Here is a 13,929-nt window from a genome sequence, read left to right as displayed (position 1 = left end):
CGCCGGTGGGAGCGGTGACGACAGCGCTCAGTTTCGCTCAGCGCGTGATGATCTGGAAGAATGCCGCCGTGAGCACACGTACCCCGACGAAGTCCTCATCTTCGTCCTCGCCCAGTCAGGTCTCTCGACTGGATCGGTTCTTCCACATCACTGAACGCGGTTCGAGCATCTCCCGAGAGATCCGTGGCGGCATCGTCACCTTCTTCTCGATGAGCTACATCCTCGTCCTCAACCCCGCGATCCTATCCAAGGCGAGTCCCCCGGGAACCGAGGCCCAGCTCGCCGCAGGCACCGCCTTCGTCGCCGCAGTCATGACGATCCTCATGGGCGTCGTCGCCAACTACCCGATGGCCCTGGCCGCGGGCCTGGGGATCAACGCGATGGTCGCCTACACCCTCGTGGGCACCCAGGGCATGACCTACGCCGACGCCATGGGCCTCATCGTCATCGAGGGCATCATCATCCTTGTCCTCGTGCTCACCGGTTTCCGGGAGGCCGTCTTCAAAGCCGTCCCCGACCAGCTCAAGACCGCGATCTCCGTGGGCATCGGCCTGTTCATCGCGCTCATCGGCCTGGTGGACGCCAAGATGGTGCGCCGCGGCGGCACACCCCTGGAGCTGGGCCTGGGCGGCTCCCTCCAGGGCTGGCCGGTCCTCGTCTTCCTCTTCGGGCTCTTCCTCATGGTGGTGCTCCACGTGCGCAAGGTCCGCGGCGCCATCCTCATCGGCATCGCCTCGGCCACGGTCCTGGCCATCATCATCGACGCCGTCACCCACCTGGGCCCCTACAACGACGAGACGATGCCCGGTCCCGACAACCTCACCGGCTGGTCCCTGTCCGAGCCGCGCCTGGACGGCTTCCCGGTGGACCTGCCGAGCCTGTCGACGCTGGGCCACTTCAGTCTGCTGGGCAGTGTGCACAAGGTCGGGATCGTCTCGGTGATCCTCCTGGTCTTCTCCCTGCTGCTGGCCGACTTCTTCGACACGATGGGCACCATGGTCGCCATCGGCGCCGAGGGCGACCTGCTCGACGAGCACGGCAACCCGCCCAAGACGCGCGAAATCCTCGTCGTCGACTCCCTGGCCGCCATCGCCGGTGGTGTCGGGGGCGTCTCCTCCAACACCTCCTACGTGGAGTCCGCCGCGGGTGTGGGGGAGGGGGCCCGCACGGGCCTGGCCTCGGTGGTCACCGGCTGCATGTTCGCCCTGTCCATGTTCTTCGCACCGCTGGTCAAGATGGTCCCCTACGAGGCGGCCACCCCGGCGCTGGTGGTGGTCGGTTTCCTCATGATGATGCAGGTGACCGACATCGACTGGAAGTCCCCGGAGATCGCCCTGCCGGCCTTCCTGACCATCATCATGATGCCCTTCTCCTACTCGATCACCAACGGGATCGGGGCCGGCTTCGTGGCCTACCTGGTCATCGAGGTGGCGCAGGGGCGGGCGCGGAGGATCCATCCGCTCATGTGGGTGGCCTGCGCGATGTTCGTCGTCTACTTCACCCTCGCCCCCATCAAGGCGATCCTCGGCGTGTCCTGACGAGGGCCGGCGGCCTCCGACGGAAGCGCCGGAGGCCGTCCCTCATTGGGTGATGACGGTGTCAGTGTCCATATCTGCAGCAAAGGCTGCGAACGGCCTCGTTCCTTCGGAGGCAAACCGCATGATTCCGCGGTTCCTGCTGGTGAGGTGAGCGTCGTTGAGTTCCCTTTGCTGCAGCTATGGACACTCCTGTTTCTGCGGGCGACTTTCCGCTCCTCTCAACCCGCGCCTCACGCCCCCGGCCAAGGGGGCGTTTCACGTGTTTCGGAGGTCGACGAGGGGCGGAGTCGGCGGTTCTGCTTGCTGACTGAAGCGGGCCGCGCGCAGCGGTTGGGTGTTCACCATTGGTTGAGGATGGTGGGGTAGGTGTCGGGGGTGCCGAAGGTGAAGATGGCGCCGTTGCCCACGGGAGCGGTTGCGGTGGCCAGGTGGGCGGCGCGCTGGTAGTGGGGTGAGTCGGAGGCGAAGAACATCTTCCATCCGTCGCTGTAGTTGAACGGGGCTGGGCCGTCGCGGTCGAGGTTCCTGATGGGGTGATTGCTTCGTGTCAATCCTCCAATGATGTTGGGGCCGAATAATTCCGCGGTTGTGTGCATGAGGGCATCAGCGAGGTCCTCACTGGCATCCAAAGCATTCCCGAGTGCAGAGCCGATCATGAGTTCCACGCTGGCATGGCCAAGGTTGGGCATGTTGAAAGTCAGCATGAGTTTGTTGCCCTGACCGATCTGTCCACAGAACGCAGGAGTGAGACCGAATTCAGGGAACCTGGAAACGGTTTGTGACTGATAGATGCGATGCTGGAGGAGTTCTAAGTCGACTGGTGGAGCCTGCTCAGATTCCTGGTGGCTGTTTGAGGTGGGGAGCCACAGGGCGAGAGATGGGTGCAGATATCTGATTCGCTGTATCCACTCCCAGACTCGGCGACCTTCTGAGATTGGATCACCAAGAGCTTGCCGCTTCATGGTGAGACGCCACCTCATGATTGATGGCTGTAAGTGACCTGGTGATGGACGATGAGTGGGGTAGTTGCGGTAATCAGGAGGACTGTCGACAAGGCGGATTCTCGATGGGAAGAAGCCGTCTGTCTGCAAGTTGCTGAGGTGCTTGAATGCGGCGTGTTCCGCGATGTGCCAGTGGATGGGGGTTGTGGCTCCCGCATTGTGGACGGCTTCAAGTCTCCTCAGTGCCGAGTCAACGAGTCCACCATTTCCATAAACTGAGGCCGTCCAGTTCGTCTCTATGAACTTGAGTAGCCCCTCACCTTTGGCGTCGACGAGAATACCATCCCGGTATCCATCGAAGGACACGTCCCCAACGTGGTAATAGTATTCTGCAGGAACATTGGTGACCTGCTCTTTGTAATACAGATTACGTGCGAGTGTGGCTTCTAGGTCGTTATTGGTTCCGTGGGCATCAATATTCTTGCGCATGAATTATGTGGACTGCTTTCAGTTGCGCCGATGGTCTGCGAGGCCATGAATGGCCTGCAAGATTCTTTCTGTTTGTTCGGGAGAGTGGATGCGCATCTTGAGGTATGTTTGATTGAGGATGAGAGCCAGCGAGGCATGATGTGGAAGTGTCCAAGTGCAACACTGGCCGGCTTCGTTGTTGAAGGTATTGGGCTTTCCGTACAGGTTTGATATGGCGTTCAGATAGTCGCTGTAGATTCTATTGACGATAGGAGTTGTGATTGATAATAGTTCATCGGGAACGCGGGGGGTGAGTTCCACGTCGACACCAGATATTATGGTTGGATTCAATGAATCGAATCGGACGGTCCCGTTGTCGGTGCTCCCGTAAGGGAAGGGGGTGCCGAATACCTCATCTTGCCCCAGCATGACCACCCAGTCGCATTGACTACAAAGAGTGAGGGCTTTCTCCCTGCTGATGGGCCAGAGTTGTTCGGCCCAGACCTTCACCAAAGCGGCTAAGTCGTCGGCGGAGTAGACGGAGGCTTCGAGATCCATAAAACTTCTGTTGCTGCTCGTGACGGAGAGGTTGTCCATACAGGCCTCCTATCGGCTATCAGCTAAGTATCGCGTCCACGGTTGCTTCTGGTGATCGGACGTACACCTCGATGAAAGTACTTCCCGGTGAAAGAAAGACGGAGGATCCGTTCTGGAGAATCCAGTCCACATACAGTCCAGTTTCCTCGTATTTTTCCTTAGGGTTTCCGTAAAGTGATGAGAATGCACTCAGGTACTCCCTGTAGATTGAGCCTGTTATCGCTGCTGTTATCTCCCCAAATCTAAGCTGGGCACGTGTGGTGACCATGACGTCAACACCTGAAGTAAGGCTTTGGTCGCCATAGTTAATGAGGATATGACCGTCGGGCTCTCCGTTGCTGACTGGAGTGCAGAAAGAGGAGTAGCAGCCGGGAGAGGCAGTCCATCCGCACTGGTCCCGTAATGTGAAAGCCTCCTGCATGGTCAAAGGCCAAGGGGCCTCCGTCCACGCTTTGATGATAGCTGCCATCTGATCTGGATGGTAAGCATAAAACGTAGTGCCAACCGATTTACTGTAGTCTCGAATTGCTATCGCACTGTTCACCGTAGTCTCCTCAGTGTGGCATTATGACATGGTGCTGTCACCTCACAGAGGTGTTGCACTAAAACCAATCAGTGTGAGTTGGTCATGAGGGTTGGGGTCATATGCGTGTGTTCGGTGATGATTAGGGGATGTCGGGGCCGTACTCGTTCTCGTAGTATTTCCATAACGCTTCACTTTCTGTTTCGACGGGAGAGCAGATTTTGATCTTAATAAAAGTCGCGACAGAGTAGAGGGTTATCGACACATTACTATGCAGCGTCCATGTAGAATATGGCCCGGTGCTGTAGGTGTCGTCTTCGGGCGTGCCATATAGCGCCGATAGTGCGCTTCGATAGTTTGTGTATATGGACTGTGTGATGGAGGATATCTGCGACGACTTTAGCTCGATAGGGGCTCTGGTGGTCATTCTGGAGTTGATGCTGCCTACTAGGTTGCCGTTCTTAATATCTTTCGTGATAGCTCCGTCCAACTCCCCATTGCTCACCTGGGTGCTGAATAAGGTGCCGTCGCCAGGGGCGGGGATCCAACCGTACTGGTCGCGGAGTGTGAAGGCCTCAGCGAGGGTGATGGGCCAGGCGTGCTCGGCCCAGGTTTTCACGATGGTGACCATCTGCTCGGTGGTGTATGCGTAGAAAGGAGTGCCGGCATGCCGGCTGTAGTCCTGAATACTCGGTGGGGTGTTCATGATTCTCCTGCCATGTGGGCGAGTGTTCTGGGCAAGCTTTTACATCTCTCCTCCTTCATCGAAGTAGCGTTGCTGTGCTTCGGCAAGGTCTGTCGTAGCAGGGGATTCGATGGTGGTGGACAGAAATCGTCTGGTGGCTGCGATGGCCATGTTTGCTCGAGAGGGCAGATACCACTGCGTGATTGCCACGTCCTGGTCGGACTCTGAGTCCCCGGCTCCGTATAACGAGTTGAATGCACTGATGTAAGAGGCGTAGGCATTCTGAATCCTCACTTGTATCTCGGGTGGAGTATCTTGTGGGAGTCGAGAACTCAATCTGAATCTAACTTCTGCGGCTAAGTTTTTGTTTTCGACATCTATGCCAATGAAGCCGTCTTCGTCGCCGCTGCTGACTGGGGTAGTGAAGATGGTTTCGTCGTCGGGGGCTGGTTTCCATCCGAACTGGTCTCGCAGGGCGAAGGCCTCGTTGAGGTGCATGGGCCACCTGTGCTCGGCGATGGCTCGGATGATCGCCACCCCCTGCTCCACTGGGTAGATTCGGAATGTGGGGTCGTTGTTGGTCTGGTGGGTGTTCATGACCTTGTACCTGTTGAAAGAGAAGTGTCTGGATGGCCTTGGAACTGGCGGTCAACGTTAGGTCGGGCGTCTGTTCTGTTTGGGAACGTAACTGGGCTGTGGCCTGCAGAGGTTTCATGTTCACCATTGGTTGAGGATGGTGGGGTAGGTGTCGGGGGTGCCGAAGGTGAAGATGGCGCCGTTGCTTACGGGGGCGATGTTGGTGGCCAGTTGGGTGGCGCGTTGGTAGTGGGGTGAGTCGGAGGCGAAGAACATCTTCCAGCCCGGAACGTAGAAAAAGGGGTAGGGCTTATCTCTGTTGAGGTTCTTGATGGGGTGGTCGCTTCTCGACAGGCCTCCAATGATGTTGGGGCTGAATATACTTGCGGTGGTGTGCATGAGGGTGTCGGCCAGTTCCTCGCTGGCGTCCAGCGCAGACCCGAGCGCCTCTCCGGTCATCAGGCCGATGCCGGCGTTGCCGGGGGTGGGCATGTTGAAGCTCAGATCGAGCTTGTTGCCCTGTCCGATCTGTCCTGAGAAGGCTGGGGCGAGGCTGAAGTCTGGGTAGCGCGAGGTGGTTTGAGCGTCGTGGATGTACTGGAGGAGGTAGTCCTGGGTGATGGGTGGGGACTGTTCTGCTTCTTCACGGCTTTCGGCGGTGGGGCGCCACAGGTCCAGGGAGGGGTGCAGGGGCCTGACCCGCTGGATCCACTCCCACACCCGACGTCCCTCCGATACCGGGTCACCAAGAGCCTGCCGTTTGAAACTGAGGTCCCACCTCATGGATATTGCTCCTTTAGTGGAAGTGCTGGGGGTACTCGATGTAGGGGTCGTGCTCTGCGTGGTTGACCCACTGGTCGATGACCTGTTGAGGTGTGATGCCGGGGGTGAGGATGGTGTGTCCGTCGAAGACGCTGGTAGTGAACCACAGCACCAGATTCGGGTCGGGGTTCAGTGAGCGAACCCAGGCAGCGATATCGGCAGCCTCCTCACAATCTAATGCGCCATCAGCGGAGATAAGCTTATTGTCGCGAAAATGACTGACGGTGACTGCCATGTCCTCAGGGTTGATGATGATGTCGACGTCAGTATCGCGCTCATACTCTCTCCATCTCAGGACCCTACTCCCAGGCCATCTTTTGTTGGACTCGAGAAGGAAATTATTTGCGTCTATTATCATACCCGTTGCGCTAAGTTCTGGAAATAAGAAGCTAACACTCATGGTTTCCTCTGCGTCAAGGTGTCGTGGAATTACGTAAACAGTCAAGGTGATGTTGGGGTCGAGGGATTTTCCTGCTCTGTTTCCTAGGTGTGTCACAGTTTCGGGAGTGTTGGTCGCCGAAGCTTATTCATAGGACTAGTCGAGGCTGGCATCTGTGCATAAGCCCCGTATTCACATACACCCCTTGAGTAATCCTCAAGGAGTAAGGGTGTCCAACCCTGCTGGTGGACTATATTTGCTCGGTCCGGGTTCTCACGGTAGTGATCATCTGCTCGGTGGTGTATGCGTAGAAAGGAGTATCGGCATACCGGCTGTAGTCCAGAATGCTTGGTGGGGTGTTCATGATTCTCCTGCCATGTGGGCGGGTGCTTTGGGGAAGGTCGTCATATCTCTCCGCCTTCATCGAAGTAGCGCTGCTCCGCCTCGGTCAGGTCTGTCATAGCGGGAGAGTCGATGGATGCGTACAGAAGGCCGCTGGTGGCGGCGATGACCACACTTGCTCGTGAGGGTAGGAGCCACTGCGTTGACGCAACCTCTGGGTCGGGGTCGGAGTCCCCTGCTCCGTACAGTGCGTTGAGTGTTTCGACGTAAGAGTCATAGACGCTCTGGGTCATGGCCTGTATTTCGGGTGGAGTCTCCTCGGGAAGTCGGGTGCTCATGCTGAAGTTAATTTTGGATGCTAGGGTGCTATTGGTGGTATCGAGACCGATGAAGCCATCCTCTTCACCGTTGCTGACTGGGGTCGTGAAGAATCGGCCGTTGTCAGGGGCTGGTTTCCATCCGAACTGGTCTCGCAGGGCGAAGGCCTCGTTGAGGTGCATGGGCCACCTGTGCTCGGCGATGGCTCGGATGATTGCCACCCCCTGCTCCACTGGGTAGATTCGGAATGTGGGGTCGTTGTTGGTCTTAGAGGCGTTCATGACCTCGTACCTGTTGGAGGTGATGTGTCTGGATGGCCTTAGACTGGCGACTAAGGCCAGGCCGGGTGTCTGTTCTGTTTGGGAGCGTTACCAGCTGGCCGTACCTCGGGGCCTCGCATGCTGGTTGGGTATCACCACTGCTCGAGGATGGTGGGGTAGGTGTTGGGGGTGCCGAAGGTGAAGATGGCGCCGTTGCCCACAGGGGCGATGTTGGTGGCCAGCTGGGTGGCGCGCTGGTAGTGGGGCGAGTCTGAGGCGAAGAACATCTTCCAACCTGGGATGTAATTGTAGGGCTCTGGGGTGGGGTTGAGTGGGTGGTCCTTACGGGTCAGGGCTCCGATGGTGTTGGGGGTGAAGATGGTGGCGGTGGTGTACATGAGGGTGTCGGCGAACGCCTCGCTGGTATCCAGGGCGGCCCCGAGAGCCTCGCCGATCATCAGGCTCACACCGGCGCTGCCTGGGGTGGGGGTGTTGAAACTCAGTTCGAGCTTGTTGCCCTGGCCGATCCGTCCGGAGAAGGCTGGGGCCAGGCCGAAGTCGGGATCGTCGGAGATGGCTTGTACGCCGTGGATTAAGTGGAGGAGGTAGTCCTGGGTGATGGGTGGTGCCTGTTCGGCTTCCTGGGGGCTGTCGGCGGTGGGGCGCCACAGGTCCAGGGAGGGGTGCAGGGGCCTGACCCGCTGGATCCACTCCCACACCCGACGCCCCTCCGATACCGGGTCACCAAGAGCTCGCCGCCTCATGTGTAGGCTCCATTCCATGGTCGTGGTTCCTTTCCTTGCGGTGCTGGTTGTCTGAGATATTAGTTGGGTGGTGTGTGGAAGAGCTCGATCTCGGCAGGGAACTCGCCTGACTTCTGTCGATTGAAGAGCTCGTCGAAGGTTTCTTTTTCTGCAATGTGCCATTGGATGGGGGTGTCGGTGCCGGTGGCTCGCACGGCCTTGACCTGGTCCTTTCCCATCTGAAGCAGGCCTTTCTTGACACGTTTCACCTCTCCTGTTTCTGGGTCGGTCTTATAGGTGCTTTTTGGTTCGTTCGACCAGTCTCCTTTGATGGGGTTGGCGTAGCCGGGGCCTTTGGCGTCGATGAGGGCGAAGCCGTCGTAGCCGTCGAACTCGACGCCGTTGACGATATAGGACTGTTCGATGGGGACTCTGGTGATCTGCTCCTCGTAGGCTTGGGATCGCGGTGAGCCGTAGTTCTTCCCTTCTCCCCACAGGCCAGGTCCCCCGTCGGAGCGTCCGGGTCTGGGGGTGCGCAGCCCGGGGTAGTGGATGCCGGCGCGGGGGTTGAGGCCCCTGTGGGCCTGGGCGCGGGCGAAGCGTTTGACGGGTTTGGCGGCCTGTGCGGTTTTCGCGGCATAGCCGGCGCCGCGCAGGGCTTTGCCTCCGGGGATGATGGCCATGGCGGCCAGGCCGGCGTCGGCAGCAATCTCGAGGTCGTTGTGTGTGTCCAGGTAGTGGCCGGTGGTGCCCCAGGGGTCCCGCATGAACTGGGCGGTGGGGCGGGCGGCGTCCAGTGCGGTGGCGATCCCGAGTCCCACGCTGAAGGCCAGGCCAAGGGTGCCCCCGGACAGGAAGACGACGGCGGCGCCGAAGAGGACCAGGGCGGCCTTCTCGGTGGGGCTCATGGACTCCCAGACCGCTGCGAGCATATCCAGGATGCCGGCGAACCAGAAGGTGGGCAGCCCGCTGAGGCGCTGATTGAGCTCGGTCACCACAGGCGGCACGACGGTGTAGATGATCCAGGCTCCGGCCAGGGCCGCCGCCGCGGCCAGGGCCGAGGTGGCCCAGCGGTGGGGACCGGCGTCGAGCGCTCGTCGTGCGGCCAGATCGCGGGCGATGCGATGCTCGGCCCAGGCCTGCAGGAACAGGCGGGGGCGGCGGGATGTGGCCGCCTGAGCCAGGGCGAGCCTGAGCCGGTGGGCCTTGGCCCTGGCGGCGGCTGCCGCCTCGACGACGTCGGCGCCCCACCTGCCCGCCACCCCACCAGGCGGTCCCTGGGGCGTGCCCGGCCCGCCACCCGGCCCGGCGAGCGTGCGCGCGTAGCCGCCCAGGCGCATCACCCGGGCATCCAGGAGGATCGCGACGACGAGCATCACCAGGAGCAGCCAGCCCCGGCCCTGACCAGAACCAGCCATGCTGCTCGTGGTCCCGACGATCGGCCAGGGAGCCTCACCCTTGGTAGCGCCCCAAGCCTTAACGACGCGCTCGCCCGTGAACCAGTTGGTGCTCGCGGTCGTGGAGTTCGTCGCCATGTGGTCGACGATCGCCACCCACAGCACACCCAGGGGCAGCCCCAGGGCCATGCAGCGCAGGGCGACCCCGAAGGCGGGGTGATGGTGCCTCGCGCGCCACCACAGGTGCCGCGCCAAGCCGATGCTCACGGCCACCAGGCCGGTGACAATGGCGTGCCCCGCATAGGTCACCGGGCCGGGGAACGCGTCGGCGAACGGCCAAAGGCTGAAGGTATGAGCGTGTATGCACTCGATGATTCCCTCTGGGTCCTCGGGACATACCGCCTTGGACAGCTGCAACCCCGGGGTGTTTCCGAGGACGTACGTCAGGCGCCGGGCGACCTCCTCGACCGCCATGAAGCCCGCCCCGCAGGCGACCCCCAGGACGAGCCAGTCCTGAATGAGCAGCCGGCGCACCCGCCCCGGGGCGATGACCGTCACCAGACAGATGGGGGCGAGCTTGGCCAGCTCCTCGACGACGCTGGCGATCACGACCTGCGAGGCCGCATGGTCCACCGGCACTCTCGCCGCGGCGGCGACCTGGAAGGAGAGCCACCCAACGGCCCCGGCCCACGGCATGGACAGGGCGAAGACACTCGAGGTCATGCCCCAGGAGACGGTCTTGCCCCGCGCCAGCCAGAAGCAGACCGCCACGATCCAGAAGCAGCCGATCCAGGCGCCCAGCACCGTCCTGGCCAGTGGGGATACGGCCAGTGTCACCGCCACGATCAGCAGGCTCACCCAGGTCAGCACCATCCGGACCCGCGTCAGGACGCGGAAGGCCCGAAACTGCAGAAGGAAGCCGCCCAGGCGCTCCCACCACTCCAGGCGCACCGGCGCCCCGTCCAGGTTCAACGAGGACGCGGCCGAACGGTCAGTGGAAGGCGATGCCGGCGCGGCCGGAAACGCCTGGGGCGCGGCGACCGGCGCGGGCCCCGAGGGCGGCACTGGCCCCGTCGTCGTCGGCATCGCGGGCCCTGTCCCCGCCGTCGGCTGCCCAGGTCTCGTCGTCGTCGCCTGCGCGGGCATCAGCCCGTACTGCCCCGTCGAGGCCGGGGGCGCCGCAGGAGCAGGAGGTACGGCACCGGCCGGAACACCTTCCGACGGCGCCACCCGACCGTAGCCGGGCGCCGCCGTCGGCCCGGACGGGTGGCCGGTCTGGGCGCCACCGGAGCCCGGCATGATCCCGTACGACGCACCCGGCGCTCCGCCATGGCCGCCAGGACCCTGTGCCCCAGGCACTGGGGCGGAAGACCGGCCGGCCTCCTCGACGGGGACGCCCCCGTCGGGCGGCGCCGGCGCTGCATGTCGTCCTCGTCGTGTCCGCTCCGGAGCCGCGTGCCTACCCCGGGGCTGCCGCTCCTGCTCAGGCTCCTGGCCGTATGAGCCCGGCACATATCCCTGGCCGTTATCGTTCAACGCCCACCCCTCTCTCATGAGCCGTTCAGCGGCGTGACCAGTTTGTTACCAAACGGCCGGGAGTGTGGCGGCTTTCCCGTCATCCCATGTCCTTCGTCGTCATCAGGGGTGGCGCCCACCGCGGGGAATCGTTGGTGCCTCTAGGGCTACCCTTCTCAGATGGGGCGTTCGTCGCCTGGGCGGCACCGTCCGGCACCACCCCTGACACTCGTCAACCCGCCCCACGTCGTCACCACGTCAGGACATGACCCGCATGACCTCACCGCGCCGCCCCGGCGGTGGCATCTTCGCCTCCTTGAGATTCCACAACTACCGGATCTGGTTCCTGTCCGCCCTCGTGGCCAACACCGGGACCTGGATGCAGCGCGTGGCTCAGGACTGGCTGGTGCTGCGCGTCCTCACTGACGACTCCGCCTCCGCCACCGGCCTGACCACGGCCCTGCAGTTCCTCCCGATGCTGCTGCTGTCCGCCCATGCGGGCCTCGTCGCCGACCGGGTCGACCAGCGAAGGTTCCTCATCCTCACCCAGAGCGCCATGGGCCTGGTCTCCGCGGTCCTCGCCGTCGACGTCCTCGCCGGCACCGCCCACCTGTGGCACGTCTACCTGGCCGCCTTCCTCACGGGCGTCGCCGCCGCCTACGACGCCCCCGCCCGCCAGACCTTCGTGGCCCGGATGGTGCCCGCCGAGCACCTGTCCAACGCCGTGGGCCTCAACTCGGCCTCCTTCAACGCCGCCCGCCTCCTGGGACCGGCCCTCGCCGGCGTCGTCATCACCTGGGTGGGCGCCGGCTGGGTCTTCGCCGTCAACGCCGCCACCTTCGTCTTCCCGGCCGTGGCGCTGGTCGCCATGCGCGTGAGCGAGCTGGTGGACATGCCCCGCGCCCGCCGCGCCGCCGGCCAGCTCCGCGAGGGCCTGACCTACCTGCGCGGCCGCACGGATCTGGTCGTCATCATCGCCGTGGTCGCCGTCGTCTCCATGCTCACCCTCAACTTCCAGGTCACCATGGCTGCGATGGTGCGCACCGTCTTCCGCCTGGAGTCCGACGCCTACGGCACCGTCTCCTCGGTCTTCGCCGTCGGCTCCCTCTCCGGTGCCCTGTGGGCGGCCCGACGTCGCAACCCCCGCCCCCGTACCGTCGTGCTGGCGGCCCTCGCCCTAGGGGTGTTCACCCTCCTGCTGGCCGTCATGCCCACCTATCCGACCTTCATGGTCATGACGATCCCGGTGGGTCTGTGCGTCCTGACCCTCCTGACCAGCGCCAACCAGACCGTGCAGATGACCACCGAGCCCTCCATGCGCGGGCGCGTCCTGAGCATCTACATGATGTTCTTCCTGGGGTCGACGCCGCTCGGCTCCCCGCTCATCGGCTGGGTGGCCGACACCTGGGGGCCGCGCACGGCGATAGCGGTCGGCGGTCTGAGCGCCGTCCTCACCGCGCTGGTCGCCGCCGCCTGGAGCTACAGGCACTGGAACCTGTCCCTGCACTACTCCTCCACCCGCCCCTACCTCCGGGCCGCGCCGAAATCACCGACACCACCGAAGCCGCCGCAGTCCCCGCAGCAGACCCGCGCTGACGACGCCGACTAGCGTCGACTGACACCCACCGGACGCCGCTTCACACCGCACGACCGGACCGCACCGGGCTCTGAACGAGTAATACGTACGCTACCCGTGGCGCATCTCCCTGACACTGGGGAATCCTCCCCAGCCGAGGATCGGCGCGCTTTCAGGTGGTACTGGCCCACATCACAGGGTGACGCCTATCCTGGCGAGGAACGCGGTTCGGTGAGCGAGCCCTTCCGAAGGCATCGAATGTCCGCGGTAACCCACCTCAAGCAGGAGCCCACCCCATGACCGAGCTGATCGACACCACCGAGATGTACCTCAAGACCGTCTATGAGCTTGAGGAGGACGGCGTTCCCCCGCTGCGTGCCCGCATCGTCGAGCGTCTCGACCACTCGGGTCCCACGGTGTCCCAGACGGTGGCGCGCATGGAGCGTGATGGTCTCATCAAGGTTGCCGAGGACCGCTCCCTGGAGCTCACCGATGAGGGCCGCAGGCGTGCCACCGACGTGATCCGCAAGCACCGGCTCGCTGAAAGACTGCTGCTGGACGTCATCGGCATCGAGCGCCGATTCGTCCACGACGAGGCCTGCCGCTGGGAGCACGTCATGAGCGAGCAGGTCGAGGAGCGCCTCGCCGACATTCTCGACGACGTCTCCACCGACCCCTTCGGCAACCCCGTCCCGCCGCGGACCGCGGAGCACCCGCGACCCTCCGCCGATGAGGTCAGTGTGGACCGCTTCGCCGGACGCGACACCGTCACGGCCGTCATCAGCCGCATCGGGGAGCCGATCCAGGCCGACGCGGAGCTCCTCGCCGGCCTCGAGGACGCGCAGATCGTCGCCGGGGCCGAGGTGGAGCTGCGTGTCAGTGCCGGCGGAGTGCGCCTCGTCGGGTCCTCCGGTGATCCCGTCGTCCTGGCCGACGACGTCGCCCGCCACCTCTTCGTGCGGCGCTGAGCGCCGACGCTCGACCTGCCTGTCAGCCCCCTCAAGGAAGCCTGAAAACACCCTGTGCAGGCAGAGGGTTCAAGGGTGTTATCTGTCTCAGGAAGTGAGATGTGTGGGGTCCGTCTCGGTGACGGTGTGACAGTCGTCCGAACTCCCTCGCTGTGGGGTCCCATAGTTGCTGGGACAGAGGGCCTATGTTGGGGCTCCGTCGAGGCCCATGCAATTTTTCCGCGTCATCTCGCGCTTTTCCGGTTCTTGTTGTGAGTGCGCCGATGGACTGAGGTCCCTGG

At 62.8% G+C, this 13,929-nt stretch carries 14 protein-coding genes; 4 read left to right on the top strand and 10 right to left on the bottom strand.

What is annotated here, in order from left to right:
* Positions 1-47: 47 nt before the first annotated feature.
* Positions 48-1,538 (top strand): NCS2 family permease, encoded by a 1,491-nt coding sequence (locus tag HMPREF9058_RS12130; RefSeq protein WP_175284737.1) that lies wholly within the window; start codon positions 48-50, stop codon positions 1,536-1,538.
* Between the two features lie 338 nt (positions 1,539-1,876).
* Here the strand turns inward: HMPREF9058_RS12130 and HMPREF9058_RS14045 are convergent, their stop codons facing one another.
* From HMPREF9058_RS14045 to HMPREF9058_RS12090, 10 genes are all read right to left on the bottom strand, one after another.
* On the bottom strand, positions 1,877-2,968 hold the full coding sequence (locus tag HMPREF9058_RS14045; protein WP_009407731.1) for a Tox-REase-5 domain-containing protein: 1,092 nt from the start codon (positions 2,966-2,968) through the stop codon (positions 1,877-1,879).
* An 18-nt stretch (positions 2,969-2,986) separates the two neighbouring features.
* Entirely contained in the window at positions 2,987-3,544 is a 558-nt protein-coding gene (locus HMPREF9058_RS13555; protein WP_009407710.1) for a DUF6301 family protein, read from the bottom strand.
* A gap of 19 nt (positions 3,545-3,563) precedes the next feature.
* A complete protein-coding gene (locus HMPREF9058_RS13550; RefSeq protein WP_139019051.1) occupies positions 3,564-4,013 on the bottom strand; it encodes a DUF6301 family protein in 450 nt (149 codons plus the stop codon).
* Positions 4,014-4,209: 196 nt separating this feature from the next.
* The gene (locus HMPREF9058_RS13545) at positions 4,210-4,773 is read right to left on the bottom strand and encodes a DUF6301 family protein (RefSeq protein WP_009407616.1); all 564 of its coding nucleotides are present in this window, start codon (positions 4,771-4,773) and stop codon (positions 4,210-4,212) included.
* Positions 4,774-4,812: 39 nt separating this feature from the next.
* Positions 4,813-5,349 carry a DUF6301 family protein gene (locus HMPREF9058_RS12115; RefSeq protein WP_009407796.1) on the bottom strand — a complete coding sequence of 179 codons (537 nt, stop codon included), beginning with the start codon at positions 5,347-5,349 and terminating at the stop codon, positions 4,813-4,815.
* A gap of 120 nt (positions 5,350-5,469) precedes the next feature.
* Positions 5,470-6,111, bottom strand: a complete 642-nt coding sequence (locus tag HMPREF9058_RS12110; protein WP_009407601.1) for a hypothetical protein — start codon at positions 6,109-6,111, stop codon at positions 5,470-5,472.
* Between the two features lie 13 nt (positions 6,112-6,124).
* Positions 6,125-6,385: a hypothetical protein gene (locus HMPREF9058_RS13890; protein WP_254654158.1), complete on the bottom strand. Its 261-nt coding sequence runs from the start codon at positions 6,383-6,385 to the stop codon at positions 6,125-6,127.
* A 548-nt stretch (positions 6,386-6,933) separates the two neighbouring features.
* Complete coding sequence (locus HMPREF9058_RS12100) at positions 6,934-7,470, bottom strand: DUF6301 family protein (protein WP_009407737.1); 537 nt, start codon at positions 7,468-7,470, stop codon at positions 6,934-6,936.
* A gap of 131 nt (positions 7,471-7,601) precedes the next feature.
* Positions 7,602-8,213, bottom strand: a complete 612-nt coding sequence (locus HMPREF9058_RS12095; protein WP_009407643.1) for a hypothetical protein — start codon at positions 8,211-8,213, stop codon at positions 7,602-7,604.
* Between the two features lie 59 nt (positions 8,214-8,272).
* Positions 8,273-10,561, bottom strand: coding sequence for a Tox-REase-5 domain-containing protein (locus HMPREF9058_RS12090; RefSeq protein ID WP_254654157.1), 2,289 nt, complete (start codon positions 10,559-10,561; stop codon positions 8,273-8,275).
* A 22-nt stretch (positions 10,562-10,583) separates the two neighbouring features.
* Here HMPREF9058_RS12090 and HMPREF9058_RS13655 point away from each other — a divergent pair, with 22 nt between their 5' ends.
* From HMPREF9058_RS13655 to HMPREF9058_RS12080, 3 genes are all read left to right on the top strand, one after another.
* Entirely contained in the window at positions 10,584-10,829 is a 246-nt protein-coding gene (locus HMPREF9058_RS13655; protein WP_175284729.1) for a hypothetical protein, read from the top strand.
* A gap of 549 nt (positions 10,830-11,378) precedes the next feature.
* Positions 11,379-12,713, top strand: coding sequence for an MFS transporter (locus HMPREF9058_RS12085; RefSeq protein WP_009407702.1), 1,335 nt, complete (start codon positions 11,379-11,381; stop codon positions 12,711-12,713).
* 263 nt (positions 12,714-12,976) lie between these two features.
* Positions 12,977-13,648, top strand: a complete 672-nt coding sequence (locus tag HMPREF9058_RS12080) for a metal-dependent transcriptional regulator (RefSeq protein WP_003788968.1) — start codon at positions 12,977-12,979, stop codon at positions 13,646-13,648.
* Positions 13,649-13,929 lie beyond the last annotated feature (281 nt).

Origin of the sequence: Actinomyces sp. oral taxon 175 str. F0384 (assembly GCF_000223355.1) — a bacterium.
Lineage (GTDB): Bacteria > Actinomycetota > Actinomycetes > Actinomycetales > Actinomycetaceae > Actinomyces > Actinomyces oris.
The sequence above is the reverse complement of the archived record's forward strand: the minus strand, read 5'-3'. Positions and strand labels throughout refer to the sequence as shown.